15 protein-coding genes and 1 pseudogene are annotated in these 18653 nt (G+C 37.0%); 5 read left to right on the top strand and 11 right to left on the bottom strand.

Annotated elements, in window-relative coordinates; all coding sequences use genetic code 11:
• Window positions 1–194 precede the first annotated feature (194 nt).
• From GH741_RS03215 to GH741_RS03190, 6 genes are all read right to left on the bottom strand, one after another.
• Entirely contained in the window at window positions 195–755 is a 561-nt protein-coding gene (locus tag GH741_RS03215) for a cupin domain-containing protein (protein WP_240795387.1), read from the bottom strand.
• 246 nt (window positions 756–1001) lie between these two features.
• Window positions 1002–1109, bottom strand: a complete 108-nt coding sequence (locus tag GH741_RS03210) for a YjcZ family sporulation protein (RefSeq protein WP_153735310.1) — start codon at window positions 1107–1109, stop codon at window positions 1002–1004.
• A gap of 139 nt (window positions 1110–1248) precedes the next feature.
• A complete protein-coding gene (locus GH741_RS03205) occupies window positions 1249–2361 on the bottom strand; it encodes a GntR family transcriptional regulator (RefSeq protein ID WP_338079238.1) in 1113 nt (370 codons plus the stop codon).
• Window positions 2362–2490: 129 nt separating this feature from the next.
• Entirely contained in the window at window positions 2491–3978 is a 1488-nt protein-coding gene (araA, locus tag GH741_RS03200; RefSeq protein WP_153735309.1) for an L-arabinose isomerase, read from the bottom strand.
• Window positions 3979–4046: 68 nt separating this feature from the next.
• A complete protein-coding gene (gene araD / locus GH741_RS03195; protein ID WP_153735308.1) occupies window positions 4047–4736 on the bottom strand; it encodes an L-ribulose-5-phosphate 4-epimerase in 690 nt (229 codons plus the stop codon).
• A gap of 245 nt (window positions 4737–4981) precedes the next feature.
• Window positions 4982–6580, bottom strand: a complete 1599-nt coding sequence (locus GH741_RS03190) for a xylulokinase (protein WP_153735307.1) — start codon at window positions 6578–6580, stop codon at window positions 4982–4984.
• A 539-nt stretch (window positions 6581–7119) separates the two neighbouring features.
• Between GH741_RS03190 and GH741_RS03185 the strand changes: the two genes are divergently transcribed.
• Both GH741_RS03185 and GH741_RS03180 read left to right on the top strand, forming a co-directional pair.
• Complete coding sequence (locus tag GH741_RS03185; RefSeq protein WP_153735306.1) at window positions 7120–8298, top strand: DUF4317 domain-containing protein; 1179 nt, start codon at window positions 7120–7122, stop codon at window positions 8296–8298.
• 158 nt (window positions 8299–8456) lie between these two features.
• Window positions 8457–9079, top strand: a pseudogene (locus tag GH741_RS03180) (O-methyltransferase); the annotation flags it as partial.
• A gap of 84 nt (window positions 9080–9163) precedes the next feature.
• Here GH741_RS03180 and GH741_RS03175 read toward each other — a convergent pair.
• Window positions 9164–11095, bottom strand: a complete 1932-nt coding sequence (locus GH741_RS03175; RefSeq protein WP_153735305.1) for a fructose-1,6-bisphosphatase — start codon at window positions 11093–11095, stop codon at window positions 9164–9166.
• A 561-nt stretch (window positions 11096–11656) separates the two neighbouring features.
• Between GH741_RS03175 and GH741_RS03170 the strand changes: the two genes are divergently transcribed.
• The 3 genes from GH741_RS03170 (at window position 11657) to GH741_RS03160 (ending at window position 13999) form a co-directional block, all read left to right on the top strand.
• A complete protein-coding gene (locus tag GH741_RS03170) occupies window positions 11657–12436 on the top strand; it encodes a transporter substrate-binding domain-containing protein (protein ID WP_153735304.1) in 780 nt (259 codons plus the stop codon).
• A gap of 177 nt (window positions 12437–12613) precedes the next feature.
• On the top strand, window positions 12614–13276 hold the full coding sequence (locus GH741_RS03165) for an amino acid ABC transporter permease (RefSeq protein ID WP_153735303.1): 663 nt from the start codon (window positions 12614–12616) through the stop codon (window positions 13274–13276).
• On the top strand, window positions 13277–13999 hold the full coding sequence (locus GH741_RS03160) for an amino acid ABC transporter ATP-binding protein (RefSeq protein WP_153735302.1): 723 nt from the start codon (window positions 13277–13279) through the stop codon (window positions 13997–13999).
• 100 nt (window positions 14000–14099) lie between these two features.
• Here the strand turns inward: GH741_RS03160 and GH741_RS03155 are convergent, their stop codons facing one another.
• The 4 genes from GH741_RS03155 to deoC form a co-directional block, all read right to left on the bottom strand.
• Window positions 14100–14981, bottom strand: coding sequence for an NAD-dependent epimerase/dehydratase family protein (locus GH741_RS03155; protein ID WP_338079213.1), 882 nt, complete (start codon window positions 14979–14981; stop codon window positions 14100–14102).
• 69 nt (window positions 14982–15050) lie between these two features.
• Entirely contained in the window at window positions 15051–16358 is a 1308-nt protein-coding gene (locus tag GH741_RS03150) for an MDR family MFS transporter (protein ID WP_153735301.1), read from the bottom strand.
• 440 nt (window positions 16359–16798) lie between these two features.
• A complete protein-coding gene (locus tag GH741_RS03145) occupies window positions 16799–17662 on the bottom strand; it encodes an MBL fold metallo-hydrolase (RefSeq protein ID WP_153735300.1) in 864 nt (287 codons plus the stop codon).
• Window positions 17663–17954: 292 nt separating this feature from the next.
• Window positions 17955–18602 carry a deoxyribose-phosphate aldolase gene (gene deoC / locus GH741_RS03140; RefSeq protein WP_240795405.1) on the bottom strand — a complete coding sequence of 216 codons (648 nt, stop codon included), beginning with the start codon at window positions 18600–18602 and terminating at the stop codon, window positions 17955–17957.
• Window positions 18603–18653 lie beyond the last annotated feature (51 nt).

Raw genomic sequence — 18653 nt, 5'->3', positions numbered from 1 at the left:
TCGTAGCAGTATATACTATTTCAATACGATTGAGACGGAAAGTCTTTTGGTCGACTCATGTTTTTTTTCCCCTGCGCTAGCTTGATTCGACAACTGACTCAGCATAAGGTCAGGAACACAAATAAACAACTGTCATTTATTGGCCCTGACCTTATCTTAAAAAAGATTACTTGTATTCCGATCAACAGCGCGTGTTATTCCGATGCCATCGCGTCTGCTTTTGTTTGATGAACGGTACCAAATGGATGCTCAGGTGGCGCATAGATTGAGTATAGTTTTAAAGGTGTATTACCTGTATTGATTACGTTATGCCATTTACCCGCTGGAACCATGATGGCATAGTCTGTGCCAACATTAGCTTGATAATTTAGCTGATCCCTGCGATCACCCATTTGAACCAACCCTTGACCTTGTTCCACTCGCAAAAATTGATCCACATCAGGGTGAAGCTCTAAACCGATATCATCCCCAACAGCAATGCTCATTAAGGTGACTTGCAAATTTTTCCCGGTCCATAAGGCAGTTCGAAACGTTTCGTTTTGCTTAGTAGCCTGTTCAATATTTACGACAAATGGCTGTTCACCATAATCTTTTAATGCGACTGGCCCATTAGCTTTAGTTGGTAAATAGTCAGACGGTCGCACCTGTCCACCATTATAGGGATAGGGCCAGTAAGCAGGCTGTCCTCCATAATAATTAGTTGCCGGCATATACTGGGCGCATGGATTGCTATACATATAAGGTACATAGTACAAGTTTACTCATTCCCTTCACAGATTCTTCAAACTATCCTATGCATCCGTCTAGGAAATGTACTATCCCAAGGACAATTCAATAAGGTGAATCGGTTGAATTTTGGGTGGATTGATTAAAACTCTGAGGCGAATCATTCAAACCTTTAGGAGAAAATCCAATAAATTGGTGCGAATCAGACTTTTTCAACTTAAATCAAAAGAGGTATTACAGAAGTCAACACTCCTGTAATACCTCTCTTTTACTTATTAATATGCGCCATAGCCACCTACATAGGAAGTTCCAACAATGATTAGAAGAATAAACAATACAACGATTAACGCAAATCCTCCGCCATAGCTATATCCTGCACTCATATAATTAGCCTCCTTTCAATTGCTATACTATCAACCTATGTATGCATAAATAAATTGGAAGGGCGACTGTCCATGTTCAGATACTGTTTTATATAAAAGATAATTAAAAAAGCAGATTGTCTCCTTGAAGACAAACTGCTTACTTTTGTTTAGTAGAATTACGGATGATCAATTCTGGATTTAGGATAACTGATTTGACAGTGTCACGTGATTTCTTTTGTGAACCTATTCCTACGTTCACTAGGTCAAGGATCATTTTCGCCGCCATTTCACCCATATCACTTTGAGGATGCTTTATCGTTGTTAATTTCACTTCCGAAACACTCGCGACAAAGGAATCATCAAAACCTACAATCGAGATGTCATCAGGGACTTGTAAATTTCTTTCGCGAATGACATCTAGTAGTTTGAGTGCTAGTTCATCATTGTAACAAACGATAGCCGTTGGACTTTCGCTCTTACTTACGGATAATATCTGTCTTAGTGCTTCTACTGGTTTGTCAAACTTTTCTTCTGTGTTATACGTAACGATGCTATTTGGGTTAATTACTATGCCATGTGTCCGATGGGCCTTCAGATAACCCTTCAACCGATTTTTGCCTTGTAAATCATCATTTTTAAATAACCCGACTATATTTGTATGTCCCAATTCAATCAGATGCTCCGTCTGAATAAAACCGCCTTTTTCATCATCCAACGAAATGCTAAGTGGCTCTAACTCATCATAATAAGCATTAATCATAATATAGGGGATGTTTTGTCTTTCAAAATTTAAATAGTAGTTAATATTGGGATTCGATAAGGCACTTTTAGTTGGTTCAACGATAACTCCATCAAAATGTTGAGTTAATATCGTTTCTAGAAACCTTCTTTCCTTTTCGTGGTCGTTGTTTGTACTAAATAAAGTAACATTATATCCATGCTGACTTAAGTAAGATTCGGCACCTCTGATGATCGAGGGAAAAATATAATCAGAAATGTACGTCGTAATAAGCGCAATATTCTTTTGATTGACACCAGTCGCCGTGTTTTCATCCTTTGAACGATCAGCGCAAAAGGTTCCCGCACCTTGTTCTCTATATAGCCAACCTTGATTTACGAGGTCTCCTATTGCAAGACGAACAGTATGACGACTAACTCCAAACTGTTTCATCATTTCACTTTCCGAGTTAATTTTCTGATGCGGCTGATAAGTACCATCTAGTATTTTTGACATAATTGCTTGCTTCACAATATTATATTTTGTTTGAATGTTTATCACCTCTATACTAATCCGTATATTATATCATTCATATATGACTACTTGCTATCTACCGAGATCGAACTAGCACTATCAATAAAAATAATGCAGAGATTTGTATAAATCTCTGCATATACTTGATTATCTTCTCCAAATTGCCTCGTTCCATTTTAGCTCGTTACGGAATTGCCTAACATTTGTATCCTTATCAATAACAACCACTTCGATTTTAGCCATATCCGCAAAATCATATAGCTGATCAGTAGTCACGTCAAAAGAAAGAACAGTATGGTGCGCACCACCAGCATAAATCCATGCCTCTGTCGCTTCACTTAATGACGGCTCTGGCTTCCATAGTACTTTTGCAACTGGCAAATTTGGTGTTTCAATCGTTGGTTGCTCTGCTTTTACCTCATTGACTACTAGGCGGAATCTTCCACCTAATTCAACTAACGAAGCATTTACTGCATCGCCACCTTTGCCGTCAAACACAAGGCGCGCAGGATCTTCTTTCCCGCCAATTCCCAACGGATTAACAACTATTTTTGGCTTTGTTGCTGAAACAGTTGGACAAATTTCAAGCATATGAGATCCAAGAATCATTTCATTTCCTGGTTCTAAGTGATACGTATAATCTTCCATGAAAGAAGTTCCTTTGTTACCAGAGATTATCTTCATTAAACGCAGTAATGCGGCTGTTCTCCAGTCACCCTCACCAGCAAAACCATAGCCTTCAGCCATTAGTCGTTGTGCCGCAAGTCCTGGAAGTTGCTTCATACCATGTAAATCTTCAAAGTTGGTTGTGAATGCATTATAGTCTCCTTTAGTTAAAAAAGACTTTAAGCCAAGCTCAATCCGGCCTTGTTCAATGATTGAGTCTCTAACTGGCCCTGGTTCACTAGCCTCCGCAGGTAGATCGTAAAGCTCATTATATTGTTTATAAAGTTCATCTAGTTCTGCAGTTGTTACGTTATTCATTTCTTCGACTAAGTCACCAATACCATAGTAATCTACTGTCCAGCCAAATTTGATTTGAGCTTCGACTTTATCACCGTCGGTTACCGCTACATTTCTCATATTATCTCCGAAACGAGCTACACGAATATTTGAACCTTCAGTCACACCTACAGCCGTTCTCATCCAGCTAGCTAATTTTGCTTGTAGATCTTTGTTTTGCCAGTGGCCTACTATGACTTTTCTTGAAACATCCATACGAGTTCCAATAAATCCGTACTCACGATCACCGTGAGCCGCTTGGTTTAAGTTCATGAAATCCATGTCGATGTCGCTCCATGGAATGTCCCGATTATATTGTGTGTGAAGATGAAGCAATGGCTTTTGCAAGGCTGTTAATCCTGCAATCCACATTTTTGCAGGTGAGAATGTATGCATCCAAGTCAGTACACCTGCACAGCTTTCATCTGTATTTGCATCTAAGGCTAGTTGTTTAATTTCGGCTGCTGTTTTCACTACAGATTTGAATACAACCTTAAATGGAAGTTCACCTTCTGTATTTAAGCCTTCTACCACTTGTTTAGAGTTGTCTGCTACTTGGTGAAGAGGTTCTTCCCCATATAGGTTTTGGCTACCTGTAACGAACCAAAATTCATAAGGTTTTGTTAATGACATCTTTATTCCTCCTAGATTACTAGATTAGTGTTTTATAACAAAATTAAATCGCTGTAACACGTGTTTTACTATTTTTGACCATAATACGCGTTTGCTCCATGCTTTCTTAAATAGTGCTTATCTAATAGCACCTGGTCCATTGGCTGTGCGTCAGGATTAATCTGATAGGTACGTAAAGCCATTTTTGCTACTTCTTCAAGTACTACAGCATTGTGAACCGCTTCATTTGGGTCTTTCCCCCAATTAAATGGTGCATGACTATGAACCAATACACTCGGTAGTTCTAACGGGTTGATGTCTTTAAAAGTTTCTACGATAACATTACCAGTTTCTAACTCATATGCTCCGTTAATCTCTTCTTCTGTCATTCTTCTCGTCACCGGAACTGTGCCATAGAAATAATCTGCTTGTGTAGTACCTAATGCTGGAATTGGTTTGCCAGCTTGGGCCCAACTAGTTGCCCATGGAGAATGGGTATGTACGACACCACCAATAGTAGGAAAGTTTTTGTAAAGAACAAGATGTGTAAGTGTATCGGATGAAGGTTTTAACTTACCTTCCACCACATTACCCTCTAAATCTATGACAACTAAATCTTCTATAGACAAATCATCATAAGCGACTCCACTCGGCTTTATTACTACTAAACCTTGGTCTTTATCATAGCCACTTACATTTCCCCAAGTAAAAGTTACCAAGCCGTATTTTGGAAGAGCCAGATTAGCATCTAAAACCTGTTTTTTTAAGCTTTCTAACATTAACTTTTCAACACCTTTCCTAAAATACTCAATAATCACTTGTACGTATATGATTAATATCTTAGTCTTATATTAATACAATTGATACGTACAATCAACAAAGAAGTTGTATTTTTTAAAAAAACGTAAGCGTTTTCCTCAATTATTAGAGTGAGAACTTTTCCGTTTATACACGAATAAATTGTTTCCTATAAAAAAGCTGCAGGAGGTTCCCGTCTCCCTGCAACTTTATCTTTTCCAACCACTTATTTCAGATTATCTACTGCTGCTCTTTCGATTGCAAGTCCGTTGGTATAACGCTTCATAAATTGTTCAAAGCCTTCTACATCCTTAGGATCAGGAGACATTGTCTTTACTTCTTGGTTTACAAATACGTTCTCATTTAAATAATCTTCTAACGTTTCGTTTTCCTTTTTGTTAATCAAATAGGATCCAAGTAGTGCAATTCCCCACGCGCCGCCTTCTCCTGCAGTTTCCATAACAGAAACAGGAGTATTCAGTGCAGCGGCTAAGAAACCTTGAGCTACCCCTTCTGTCTTAAATATTCCACCATGACCTAAAATTTCATCGAGCTTTACTTTTTCCTCGTTAATCAGAATGTCCATCCCTATTTTCATGGCGCCAAACGCTGTAAACAAATGAACACGCATGAAATTAGCAAGATTGAAATTGCTTTCGGATGAGCGAACAAACAATGGACGCCCTTCTTCAAAATGGGTCATGTGTTCACCAGAAAGATAGCCATAAGACAATAGGCCGCCTCCATCGGGATCTCCCTCAAGCGCTTGCTTGAATAAATTTTCATATAATTTATCAGTGTCCACTTTGATCCCCATTGTTTTGGAAAACTCTTCAAATAATCCTACCCATGCATTTAAATCAGAAGTACAGTTATTAGAGTGAGCCATTGCTACCAGATTGCCTGATGGCGTGGTCACAAGATCGAGTTCTGGATGTACTTTGGTCAAATCCTTTTCCAAAACAACCATCGCGAATGCAGAAGTTCCGGCTGAAACATTACCAGTGCGTTTCGCTACACTGTTTGTTGCGACCATACCTGTCCCTGCGTCTCCTTCTGGTGGACAAAGCGGAATTCCAACCTTAAGCTCTCCAGAAACATCGAGAAGCTTGACCCCTTCGTCTGTAAGAACACCAGCATTGTCACCCGCGACCAAAACGTTAGGGAGAATATCTTCCAGCTTCCATGGTAGATTTTTAGATTCGATCAACTCATTGAATTGACCAATCATTGTTTTGTTAAATTTTTTCGTATTCAAGTCAATCGGAAATACACCAGAGGCCTCACCAACTCCTAGAACCTTCTGTCCTGTTAATTTCCAATGAACATAACCTGCTAGAGTTGTTTGGAAATCAATGTCACCAATATGCTCTTCTCCGTTTAAAATAGCTTGGTATAAATGAGCAATACTCCATCTTTGAGGAATTTGATAGTTAAACAGTCCAGTCAATTCTTTGGACGCCTGTTCTGTAATATTGTTTCTCCAAGTTCGGAAAGGTACTAAAAGCTTTTCCTCTTTGTTGAAAGCCATATATCCATGCATCATTCCACTAAAACCAATAGCCCCTACTGTTTGTAAAGTGACTCCATATTGCTGTTTAACATCATTAGCCATCTTTTGATAACTATCTTGTAAACCCTTCCAAATTTCCTCTTCGCTATAGGTCCAGATTTTGTCGACATGACTATTTTCCCAATCATGGCTACCAGAAGCGATGGACACATTATCTTCTCCAATGAGAACTGCTTTAATTCGTGTTGAACCAAGTTCAATACCAAGTACTGTTTTTCCACTTTGAATCGCATTCTTTACATCAAGACTCATGTGATTTTCCCCCAATAGATATTAATACATCTATTGTAAAAGATACGGCGAATAATATCAATTATAATTGTACGTATAACTTTATATGAGTGCGTTTTCTTTTTTGTGTAATACGTACGGGACACAGGGACAGGTTTCTTGTCCCAGCAAAAATCCTACTATCTATTAGATGATCACCTAGATTCGGCGCCTGTCCCTCTACCCCGCCTCACTATTGCCTCAAGTTAGTCCCAAGAAATCGTTCTGTCTAACGATAATTTGAAAAAATAGACACCAACCCTTCCTTCTGCTTCATTAAATTAACAGGATATGCAATAGCTATTGTCTCCACTAACTAGCCACTAGTTTATCTTCACTTTTGTGGTTTTAATTAAAAATTTAAAATGAGTTATTCTAACAAACATTATGTTAAAATAAAAAGATACTTTAAGGGGTGGAGAGCAAATCAATCCAGTCATGATTTGCTCTCCACTTACTAATGCTAGCAATTTATAGCTAAACCTAAATAGTAGATTAATAGCTTAGGAGTGGGATTATAGATGAACAAAAAAGACATTTCAAACATTCGAAAACAATTCAAAGTAGGTAATGACTTACTCAAAATCAACGAAATCTTTAATGTTTATATCATGAAAGAATCAAGTGAGATTTATCATTATCAAAGTCAGCCTTTTGAAATGTTAGATGAGGACCAGCAGGAGTTATTTATGAATAACTTTAAAAAAGTACTTACAGGGCAATTAGATGAAAAATTATTTGAATTAAAATTTCAGTCTGACGTAGAGGACAGCAGTCAGCTCATTCTTCATAGGGGACTTTTAGGTAGTCTAGAGGACTGGAGAGAGCAAATGCTTTTGCTTGTAGAAAAGATGCTTAAAGGCAAGCAGTATGAAAATGATCTTGTCGTGACTTTCATTAAAGCTGAGTATTTAAAACACATGAAACGAAGAAGCGAAGAGTCTGAGGAAGGTGGACGAGATGCCGTTTATTCTAATTCATTCCTTCTATGCAGTATAAACAAAACACAAGAGCCAAAAAAAGAATTACAGTTTGACTATGTCGAAAAGGAATTTAAGTACAATGTTGAAGTGGATCCTGTTATCAACCTCAAGACCCCAATAGCCGGATTTTTATTTCCTTGTTTCACAGATAATGCTGCAGATGTTAACCACGTTCTCTATGCCTCTGGCAAAGCACATGAGCCTGATCCCGAGTTTATCGAGGAAGTGTTAAATGCGCAAGAAACACTGACAGCAAAAGAAGATAAAGTCGTTTTCGAGGAAATAGTCAAGGACATAACAGGAAATCAACTTAATACGTCAACCCTTCACAATGTATATGAAGAAATTAACCGTGTGATGGAAGAGACGGAAGATAGAGATTCAGCAAAATTGGATCGTAAAGATGTCGAACGCGTTTTAAAAATGAGCGGAGTAGAAGAAATCACCCCAGAAAAGGTAGAATCTGCTTATCAAAAAGTCATCGATGATGAGAAATATGAGCTAAAAGCAAGCAGTATCCTACCAAAATACAAATCAAAGTCTATCAAAATTAACACGAAAGTCGCTAACATTTCTCTTAGTCCAGAAGATTTGAGATACGTGCGACAGATTAACTTTAATGGTAAACTTTGTATTATGATTGAGGTCGAAGAAGATACAGTTATTGAAGGGTTCACGATGATCCCAGAAGCCTATGGTGGTGGAGACAACAGTTAAATCCCCTCAAACGAAAAAAACTTTCGCATTTAGAACTAGATAAAGAGAAAAAAAAATCCTTTTGCATTACGATACAATGCAAAAGGATTTTATGTTATAACAAAGGGACAAGGTGCCTGTCCCTCTGTCCCGAACATATTTCGGAAGGAGCAATAATGATGAAACAAATGAACAGTTATATTGATTCTGTGTTTAATAAGCAAGATGATCTTTTAGAAGAAGTCCTTTCCTCCATTAATGTGAATGGATTACCATCAATATCGGTATCTCCATCGTCAGGGAAACTACTTACCATGTTTATTCTATTTCAGGTGCAAAAAACGTCTTAGAAATAGGAGCGCTTGGGGGCTATAGTGGAATTTGTCTTGCCAGAGGATTCAATAGTGAAGGACAATTAACTTCCCTTGAATTAGAGGAAAAATATGCAAAATTAGCACACAGCAATCTATCTAAAGTTGGCTTTGGCGATCAAGTATCCTATTTAACTAGTCCAGCTCTGCAAAGCCTCGAAAAACTAGTAGATGATAGGAAGCAATTTGATTTTTTCTTTATCGATGCCGACAAAGAAAATTATGAAAATTACCTTAACTACTGCATTCAACTGGCCGAACCTGGTGCCTTAATTGTTACTGATAACGTACTTGCTGGCGGCAGTGTAGTAGATCAAGAGATTAAACCAAAGGGTTATACAGAAGTAATGAAGAAATTTAATGAGACTGTGGCCACTCACCCACAATTGGAGTCCCTGCTAGTTCCAATTGGAGATGGACTAACCCTGTCTATTGGAAATAAAGGGACAGAGGGACAGGCACCGTGTCCCACTCTGAAAGCAGCCGGGACATGGTGCCTGTCCCTCTGTCCCATGTCATTTCATGTAGCGATATTCCATTAAATTAATCAACATAGTGACTTCTTGTAATAGTTCTTCTCCTACATTCGTTTCTAAAACCTTTTTTCTCTCAAGTTCTTTATCTACTAATCTTTTAACTGATAACACATCTGTTCCATTTAATAGAACATCCTCTTTTGAGTTAAAATGTTTATGAGCAACGAGTTGCATACCAAAAGAATTATATAATAACGTGTATCCAGCAATTCCTGTTGTTGATTGATATGCTTTAGAAAAGCCCCCATCAATAACAACCATCTTTCCATTTGCTTTAATAGGATTTTCTCCGTCAATCTCTTTCACAGGTGTATGACCATTGATGATATGACCTTGATCAGGATCTAAATCAAATTCCATTAAAATTTTACGGCAGATTTCTTCCTTTTCCCGCAAATAGTAGTAGAGATTCTTTCTCTCTATGTGGGTTTGTTTATCCTTAATGAAATATCTTTCAAAGGTCGTCATTTCTTTTTTCCCGAAAAGCGATGAATATTCTCCTGACCACAAATACCAAACCATATCTGTCGCAAGATCATCTGTTTCTTCAGGATGAGCAAAAGAATATCGTAAATGATGTTCAAAAATATCCAGCAGATCGCGTCCTGCATAGGTTTTATCTTCAATAACCATCTTTTCCATATTCCCTTTTTCATCAAGAGGAATACAGCCATGAATTAGCAGATTTCCATTATACTTTAAATAAAGACTGCCGTTCTTCATAAGAAATTTCATATGTCTGGCCAGTTTTTCAGATTGCTGAACAGAAAATAACAGTCTATCCAACACTTGTTCTTCTTCCTCTAATAATTGATCAGGTTTCTCTGGATTCACAGTTGAAAAGCAGCTATTTTCTAATGGATATACTGTCCCATCAATTATAATTTCATTTTTATCATAATCAATCTTTTCAAGCAAAAGCCTTTCAGACATTTTAAAATACGGGCGTCTCTTTATGATAGGACTCTCTAGTTTGAATTGAATCATTGCTATGGCTTGATGAATTTTCGTAATCTGTAATTGTTCATGATCAGAATGTTCTTCCTCGGAATTTCTCTTTGGTCTAAAAGCTGGATTGTCCTGATAATATTTCTCCGCAAGATTAAGAAGTGGTCTAAGATTTATCCCATACACATCTTCAATAATGTCTAAATTGTCGTACCTAGCACTAATACGAATAATATTGGCAAGACAAACCTTTGATCCAGCAAAGGCACCTAGCCATAGTACATCATGATTTCCCCATTGAATATCTACAGAATGATAGTTGACTAGAGTATCCATAATTTTATCCGGTTCAGGTCCCCGATCATAGATGTCCCCAACTACATGAAGGTGGTCAACAACCAATTTTTGAGTGGTATATGCAAGACCTGTAACGAGCTTATCGGCCTGACCAAGAGAAATTATTTGCTGGATGATCTTCGAATAATAAGGTTTCTTATTTATGTATTCATCTGTTTTGTATAGAAGCTCTTCTATAACATAGACAAATTGTTTAGGTAATGCTTTCCGTAATTTTGAACGTGTATATTTGGAGGAAGCATAAGCAATAAGCTTAATCATGTGCTCAATGATTTCAGTGTACCATTGGTGTAATTCTTCCTCATTAACAAAACTGTTCTTCATTAACTGTAATTTCTCTTCTGGATAATATACTAATGTGGCAAACTCATCAATTTCTTTTTCAGATAATCGTTCTTTGAAAATATCTGTTATTTTCTCTTTCACTCTGCCCGACCCATTTCTTAATACATGTTGAAAAGCTTGATATTCCCCGTGTAGATCACTTACAAAATGCTCTGTCCCCTTTGGGAGATTGAGAATGGCTTCGAGGTTAATAATTTCGGTAACCACTTTTTCTTCACTATCATATCTTTGAGCCAGTAGATCTAAGAATTTTGTGTTCAAAATTATATCCCCTTTCAAAACTCATCATATTTTGTACTAAGAAGATTTCTAGCGTCTACTCCATTTTATCATAGAGGAATGGGACATGGGGACAGGTTTTCTGTCCCACCATAAAGCCTAACATTTATCATTAAACAAACTAGACTCTCATCCTACCATTTAGAGTGACTCCACATTAAGTATCATGTTTAAAAAGTGTAATCATGAATCCAAAAGTTAACCCTTCTATATATTGTATGTCCCCAATAAAACTTGTACCACAAAGAACAAACCTCGTTAAAGATTTTTACTTTTTCTTAATTTTCTCTCGCTGGAGCACCTCTTATATTACAAAAATGTAACAGTTAAGAATCAAAACTTAGTTGAGTTAACCCATTTATTGATCAAACAGAAGGAAAACGGAAGATTGTTAAGTTATATTACAAAAAATTGCTATATCATCTCTGTGTGGGTAAGTTTGCCAATATAAGCCCATATAGACAATTTTTTGAAAATTTACCTTTGTTACAATATTTGTAATAATAGAAAAGCAGTCCTAAAAAAATGGAGGGAGTTACAAATATGAAAAACAAATTTTTCGGCATGATCACACTATTAATTCTAATATCCTTGCTTTCCGCATGTGGATCTTCTGATGATGAAACAAGCGGTGAAGGTGAAGAGATGGAAACATACACAGTTGCTACTGATGCAAATTTCCAACCATTTGAATATAAGAATCCAGAAACTGGTGAAATGGAAGGGTTTGATATTGATTTAATTACAGCTATCTCTGAAGAAGCTGGTTTCAATATTGAATTTAAAACAATGGACTTTGATGGACTAATCGCATCAATGCAATCAGGTAAATTTCCACTAGCACTAGCTGGTATTTCAATTACGGACGAACGTAAAGAAACAATTGCTTTCTCAGATTCATACTATGATTCCGGCTTAATATTAGCAGTTCCCGAGGAATCAGATGTTACATCTATTGATGATGTTGCTGGTCTTAACGTTGGAGCACGTCAAGGGTCAACTAGTGAAACATTCCTTCTTGAAAATACAGAAGCAGAAGTAACTGCTTACCCTGAGATTGTAACTGCCTATATGAACCTTGAAAAGGGTAGACTTGATGCAGTTTTATATGATTTACCAAATGTTAAATATTATATAGCAGAAAATGCTCAGGATACACTTAAAACTGTTGGTGATGTAATGGAAGGTCAACCATACGGAATTGCATTTCCTAAGGATTCAGATTTAGTGGAGCCAGTAAACGAAGCGTTAGCAACAATAAAAGAAAATGGTACTTATGATGAAATTTACGAGAAATGGTTTGGTACTCCACCTCCACAATAAGTAATAGGTGGTCAAAAAAACAGTCATTTCTAAACACAGTAGCGTAACAAGTAATCTAGCTTGTTACGCTATTTTTAACAAGGTTATATCGTTTAAGATGGATCATACTTCTTATAAATTTGCTAGTACTCTTTTAATCTATTAACACGTTTTTCTAATTTAAGGAGAGATATATTCATGATTGACGCAATATTAGAATCACCTTATATCAACTCATTACCCGTTCTTTTCGAAGGGTTAAAACTAACAGTATTAATTACATTTTCAGGTCTCTTTCTTGGTTTTATATTGGGAGCAATCGTAGGAATAGGCCGCTTATCAAAAAAGAAACTTGTCCGCAGTATCTCGATTGTTTATATTGAAGTTGTTCGAGGAACCCCTATCCTTGTCCAAGTATTATTTATATACTATGGATTAACTGAAGATTTAATTGGACTTAGTATTAACTCACTTACTGCCGCGATAATTGCAATCACAATTAATGCAGCAGCCTATATTGCAGAGATTGTCCGCGGTGCTGTCTATTCTATTGAAAAAGGACAGGGTGAAGCAGGTCGCTCTTTAGGTCTTACCGAAAATGATACGATGCGATATATTATATGGCCTCAAGCTTTCAAACGAATGATTCCTCCACTTGGAAATCAGTTTGTCATCAGCCTAAAAGACACCTCACTATTCTCCGTTATAGCCGTTGGAGAACTGCTTTACATGGGTAAACAATATTATAATGTTACCTATGAAATTTTCGAAACTCTTTTAATGGTTTCAATACTATACCTATTAATAACCATCCCTACATCAGTATACTTAAGAAGATTAGAAAGGAAGCTGGATGTATAAATGATTACAGTAAAAGATTTACACAAATCGTTCGGTGACTTAGAAGTTCTCAAAGGAATTAATGCAGATGTAAAAGAAAAAGAAGTAGTATGCGTAATTGGGCCATCTGGTTCTGGAAAAAGTACTTTTCTCAGGTGCTTAAACCTTCTTGAAGATATTACTTCTGGCCACGTCTACATTAATGGTGAAGATTTATCTGATCCAAATACAAACATTAATAAGCTAAGAGCAGAAGTTGGAATGGTTTTTCAGCACTTTAATCTTTTTCCACACAAAACTGTATTAGAAAATATTACACTTGCTCCAATGAAGGTCAAAGGCCTTTCAAAAAGTGAAGCAGATGACATTGGTCTTGCGCTACTTGCAAAAGTAGGACTTTCTGAGAAAGCCAATGACTACCCGGAAAGTCTATCTGGTGGACAAAAGCAACGTGTTGCCATCGCACGTGCTTTGGCAATGAATCCAAAGGTGATGTTATTTGATGAACCAACATCCGCACTGGATCCAGAGCTTGTTGGAGAAGTTTTACAAGTTATGAAAGACCTTGCTGAAGAAGGAATGACCATGATTGTTGTTACACATGAGATGGGCTTTGCTCGCGAGATGGGTGACCGAGTAATTTTTATGGATGAAGGAGCCATCCAAGAAGAAGGTGACCCGAATCAAATTTTCTCAAACCCACAAAATCCGCGTACACAATCATTCTTAAGTAAGATTCTATAATTAACCCAAAAACTACCTATTAATTTTAATAGGTAGTTTTTTTGGGACATGGGGTCAGGTTTACTGTCCCACCGCAGTAGGTCCGCTATCACTGACATAATCATCGGGACACGGTGCCAGTCTCTAGTTTATTAATAAGATCTGGCAGCCAATCGGTCAGGGTGGAAAACGAAAAGCCTAGTTTATGTGCCTTACTTGTACTCATCGTCCAAGTATCTGAGATGTTGTAGGGAGAATCGGACGGCTCGTAAGCATAAATAACCTTTTTATTGGTTGCACTCTCTATTAATTTCATCAGATTTTCTAAACGTATCGCTCCGGTTGAACAAGCATTGATTGGACCAACAAAGTCCATCGTCCCTGCCCAAGCTAAAAATTGCCCAGCCTCTTGTTCTGAAATGAAATTCATTTCTGCTTGAGGATTTGTCAAATAAACGCCTTCGTTATACTTCACTCTTTTTATATAATACAGTAATCTTTCTGTATAATCCTTTTCCCCTAGCACAATCGGAATCCGCACAGCCACGACGGGAAATGGGGCTTTTTGAAAAAAGACTGCTTCAGCCTGCTGCTTACCCTCCTGATAGGAAAAATCTTCGTTTTCAAAGACAATATTTTCATGATAAGGATCATAATCTTCTTCTACTAACTGCTCCCCGTACTGTTGTATGTCATAGACCGAGAGCGAGGAAGTAATAATGTATCGATCCGTTTTGTCCTTAAAAGCATGGATGGCAATCTTTGCATCCTTCGCGGAAAAACAAATCTGATCGTAAATAATATCCCATTTTGTATCTTTAAACGTATCTTTTAAACTATCACCGTCGAAACGATCACATGTTACACGTTTGACCGAATCACCAAATGAATCCTTCGTTAATCCTCTTGTTGCTACAGTTACCTCAAACCCCTTTTCCAATAACGCTTGAACCAGAAACGTCCCGAAAAATCTTGTGCCCCCTAAAACCAATATTTTTTTCACTTTAGTTTCCTCACTCTCCTGGAAATTAATAGGGACAAGGGTAGGGACAAGGGGACAGGCTCCCTGTCCCTACTGCACTTGTTCTTTTAATGCATAGTCTTGATCCTTAATAGCTTTGACTGATTCCTCTTGATCTTTTACTCGTTGCTCTAGGCTAGGGATAATTCTTTGGATGATTAAAAAGCCAATCACTCCCGTACATAATATAAAGATACTCATCGTCTCTTTTGAGAGATAGGCGCCTAATGTAACAGATAATGAAGCAAGAATCATCGAACCTTGATAAGTGAAAGCACCGACTGCCATGTAGCTACTTCTTTTGTCATCAGGTGGAATGGCTGCCATATAGCTTTGCTGAACAGGTACTCGCATTAGTTCTCCTATTGTTGCAATCACCATCGCAATAAATAAAACCCAAATGTTATCAAAATAACTGATTGCGGTATAACCAATCGCAAATAAAACGATTGAAGTCAAAAAGACATGCTTATCTTTATACCGTTGAATCAATTTCATAACAAGTGCAGCAAATATAACAACGAGAATTGTATTTTCAGTTCTTAAAATTCCTGTCATTTTTAATCCATCAATCGACCATTGAAATAGGTTTTGGTCTGGCATCTGTTCATGTAGTCGAACAGCAATATAGTTGGTTAATTGAAATTCAAGCGATTGGATAAATAACCCGGCGATAACAAACAGGATAAAAACTTTATCTCCAGCTACCGTTTTGTAACTTTGAATGACGTCCGTAAACACTTGGAATTTCCCTGTTCTCTTCTTTTCTTTTGTTGCTTGATCTGGAAAAAAACTTTCCTGGATAAAGAAAATTAAAACAAAAGTAACTATAATCGACATGATTGTCATGCCTATAAATAATTCGAACAAGTAGTCTTCAAATAAGAACGCTCCAACTGCTCCTCCTACTGCAATAGAAAGATTGGCTGACCAATACATGATCGAGTACATCAACTTTCGCTCTGCAGGTTTACTAACATCAATCAGCATCGCGTCTGTTGCTGGTCCTTCAATTCCCCAACAAATACTGCCGACTACAAACATCACAAATGTAAGTATAGGTGATTCAAACCAAGGAGAATTAGCAAGTGTCATCACGATAAATGAAACAACCCTTAATACTTCAGCGATGACCATCAACTTCTTACGTCCCATAATATCAGAAAGATAACCACCGTAGAAACCAACTAAAGAACCAATAATAATATTAATAATTAATAGAATTCCAGTTAATTTTGCTCCGAAATGGACGGCAAAGTAAATTGCCATAAACGGAAAGATCATACTCCCGATAATCTCAGTAAAAAATCCAAATATAATTCTTAATTTAATATTTGGATGAAAATCTCTAAAACGCATAAATATCCCCTCTTATCTTTTTTCTCGGGTTTTAGCAATTGGTATAAACGTAATAATTCGGTCTATTCAACTTTTCTACATGTCACCCATCCGATTGTTTTAACAGTTTTAATCATATAACGATATGTCATCAATGAAACCGTCCAATAGAATGAAAAAAACTCCGTCCTAAGACCGAGATAACATAAAAATTGGATCTCTTTCCAAATAGAAAAATGCAGAAAAAATAACGGGTTCTATTATTTATCCTAATGTAACACTAAGGTGATAATATAACCCATCTCATTTTCTAGGTTTGGAAGTCCATGCAATATCTTCTGCAAAAAAAACGTCGCGACTACGCCGAACCTTTGTTGATATCTTTGCTTTGATAAGAAATAAGCGAATCCTCTTGTTGAAGATTCGCACCCATTGTTCAACAAACTAAAGCTCTATTTGTTTTAGATTTTATCCATTTCATAACCATTTACAAAGTATTCTATTGTTTCTAATTCTTCTTCATTTAACTCTCTATTTAGCTTTTGTTTATACTTTGACTTTATTTTCTCAGCATCACCTTTATACTTCTCAGTAAGTAATCCGATAGCTTTTAACAATTTTATTTCTTGCAAAAATTCACTTCTGTTTAAATTTTTCGAATGTGAAAGGATGTAAGTTTCTGCATCAATTGTTTCTAGTTCTTGTATTAATTTTAACGTGCGTTTCGTTGTATAGTTATTTTTGGCAGAAAAAATATCCGGATAAATACTATCACTTAGAAATAATATTTTTTCTTCCTTAACATGAACAACAACAGAGTCTTGTGAATGGTCACCTCCCACATGTTTTAACACACAAGTCACACCTCCAAGATCTATTTCAAGCTGATTATCAAATGTTAATGCAGGCAAAAGAATATGTATATTTCTTTCATCACCATACTCTTCTTTTATACAATTAGCACAAAATTCAATTTCTGTTCCTTCTTTAACTCGTTCGTCTAAAGCTTTATCTGTCCATTCATAATCGGTCAGTTTATTTATTGCTTTTTTCGTCTCTGACGTTGAGATAGACAAAGAATCTTTTAGTGCCGACATTCCAAAAATATGGTCCCAATGCCAATGAGTTATTGCAACAAAATCCGGCTTTGAAATATTTTGTTCACTTAACTTTTCTAAAAACAAACGTGCATGTGCCTCTGAATTACCTGCATCTATCATCAAGTTCATTTCTTTGCCAACAACCATTCCTAAAGTCGGTCTGTCAGTCTCTGATACAGGTGTCATATACCAAAATGAATTTCCTATTCTTTTTAACTGCTGCATCCTTCCCCCTCCATCTGATACTATATTATTATTGCCATTAAGGAAAAAGCTGTACTAAGTTCCACACTATCTGTATTTATCTTAGCATAATTAGATAATTTTAAAATGAAGGAATCATATGTATTACAATGTGCAGGCGATCCGCAGGTCAAACCCACTTTCACTAGTTATTGTACCCAATTCACATTATAAAAAAGGTCAGGCACACAATAGACATTTGTCCATTTGTGGTGCCTGACCTCTCATTATCCTTAATTATTAGCAACACTTGGCCTTAATTATAGCCAAGTATTTAATATCCTTTACCTTGTTCACCTCGTGCAATTTCTTTACCTGAGCTCGCTCCAATTCTAGTAGCCCCTGCTTGGACCACCTTTCTTGCAGTATCAAGATCTCGAACACATGCAGATGCTTTTACTCCCATATCAGGACCAACCGCTTCCCTCATTAATGCAACGTCTTCAGGGGTTGCGCATCCGGGTCCAAATCCAGTCGAGGTTTTTACAAAATCAGCATTTGCCATTTTGGCTAGTAAACAGGCTTTTTTCTTTTCTTCATCTGTTAGATAGCCTGTTTCAATAATGGTTTTTACAATTGCCTGTTTGTTAACAGCAAGTACGACTCCTTCGATATCTTTTTTGACAGCTTCGAAATCGCCTGTTTTTAATGCACCAATGTTAATTACCATATCAATCTCAGTAGCACCTGCTGCGATAGCATCGCGTGCTTCTGCAACTTTAGTAAATGTACTATTTGATCCTAACGGAAACCCGATAACAGTGGTAACTCCAACGTTTGAACCTGCTAGTTCACTTACAGCCGTCGAAACCCAGTAAGGATTAACGCAAACTGTTGCAAATTGATATTCAATAGCTTCCTTACATAGGTTGACAATCTGTTCTTTTGTGCTATCTGGCTTTAACAATGTATGGTCAATCATTCTAGCAATTTGCGGGCCCGTGAGTAAAGTCTTATTATAGTTATGGGTATT

Origin of the sequence: Aquibacillus halophilus (assembly GCF_009649745.1) — a bacterium.
Taxonomy (GTDB): Bacteria; Bacillota; Bacilli; order Bacillales; family Amphibacillaceae; genus Aquibacillus; species Aquibacillus halophilus.
Note: the sequence above shows the minus strand (reverse complement) of the source record. Positions and strands in the feature narration are given on the sequence as shown.